Source organism: Shewanella sp. M16, from assembly GCF_018224605.1.
Classification (GTDB): domain Bacteria; phylum Pseudomonadota; class Gammaproteobacteria; order Enterobacterales; family Shewanellaceae; genus Shewanella; species Shewanella oncorhynchi.
This window is the reverse complement of record NZ_JAGTUL010000099.1, coordinates 1-1,823: the sequence shown is the minus strand read 5'-3', so window position 1 is coordinate 1,823 and position 1,823 is coordinate 1. Positions and strand designations below refer to the sequence as shown.

Here is a 1,823-nt window from a genome sequence, read left to right as displayed (position 1 = left end):
CAGCGGCACAGGGTGATAGCCCCGTACATGAAAACTAACCATTGATGAAAACGAGTAAGGCGGGACACGTGACATCCTGTTTGAATATGGGGGGACCATCCTCCAAGGCTAAATACTCCTGACTGACCGATAGTGAACCAGTACCGTGAGGGAAAGGCGAAAAGAACCCCTGTGAGGGGAGTGAAATAGAACCTGAAACCGTATACGTACAAGCAGTGGGAGCGGTTCTTGAGACCGTGACTGCGTACCTTTTGTATAATGGGTCAGCGACTTACATTTTGTAGCGAGGTTAAGCGAATAGCGGAGCCGTAGGGAAACCGAGTGTTAACTGCGCGTTTAGTTGCAAGGTGTAGACCCGAAACCCGGTGATCTAGCCATGGGCAGGTTGAAGGTTGAGTAACATCAACTGGAGGACCGAACCGACTAATGTTGAAAAATTAGCGGATGACTTGTGGCTGGGGGTGAAAGGCCAATCAAACCGGGAGATATCTGGTTCTCCTCGAAAGCTATTTAGGTAGCGCCTCGAGCGAATACCATTGGGGGTAGAGCACTGTTAAGGCTAGGGGGTCATCCCGACTTACCAACCCTTTGCAAACTCCGAATACCAATGAGTACTACTCGGGAGACAGACGGCGGGTGCTAACGTCCGTCGTCAAAAGGGAAACAACCCAGACCGTCAGCTAAGGTCCCAAAGTACTAGCTAAGTGGGAAACGATGTGGGAAGGCTTAGACAGCTAGGATGTTGGCTTAGAAGCAGCCATCATTTAAAGAAAGCGTAATAGCTCACTAGTCGAGTCGGCCTGCGCGGAAGATGTAACGGGGCTAAGCTAGTCACCGAAGCTACGGGTGCACAGTTTACTGTGCGCGGTAGAGGAGCGTTCTGTAAGCCGTTGAAGGTGAAGGGGTAACCCACGCTGGAGGTATCAGAAGTGCGAATGCTGACATGAGTAACGATAAAGGGGGTGAAAAACCCCCTCGCCGAAAGACCAAGGGTTCCTGTCCAACGTTAATCGGGGCAGGGTGAGTCGACCCCTAAGGTGAGGCCGAAAGGCGTAATCGATGGGAAACAGATTAATATTTCTGTACTTCCGCTAACTGCGATGGAGAGACGGAGAAGGCTAGGCTAGCGCGGCGTTGGTAGTCCGCGTTTAAGGTGGTAGGTGGTGTTCTTAGGCAAATCCGGGGACACGTACTTTAATGTACACACTGAGAGCTGATGACGAGGTCCTAAGGGACTGAAGTAGTTGATGCCATGCTTCCAGGAAAATCTTCTAAGCTTCAGGTTAGTGGGAATCGTACCCCAAACCGACACAGGTGGTCGGGTAGAGAATACCAAGGCGCTTGAGAGAACTCGGCTGAAGGAACTAGGCAAAATGGTACCGTAACTTCGGGAGAAGGTACGCTCCTGTTGGTGATGAGACTTGCTCTCTAAGCTGACGGGAGTCGCAGATACCAGGTGGCTGCAACTGTTTATCAAAAACACAGCACTGTGCAAACTCGCAAGAGGAAGTATACGGTGTGACGCCTGCCCGGTGCCGGAAGGTTAATTGATTGGGTTATCGCAAGAGAAGCTCATGATCGAAGCCCCGGTAAACGGCGGCCGTAACTATAACGGTCCTAAGGTAGCGAAATTCCTTGTCGGGTAAGTTCCGACCTGCACGAATGGCGTAATGATGGCCACGCTGTCTCCAGCCGAGACTCAGTGAAGTTGAAATTGCGGTGAAGATGCCGTATACCCGCGGCTAGACGGAAAGACCCCGTGAACCTTTACTATAGCTTGGCACTGAACATTGAACCTACATGTGTAGGATAGGTGGGAGACT

General features: G+C 51.2%; 1 rRNA gene. It reads left to right on the top strand.

Annotated elements, in window-relative coordinates:
* A 23S ribosomal RNA gene (locus KFE26_RS23560) occupies positions 1-1,823 on the top strand; the annotation flags it as partial.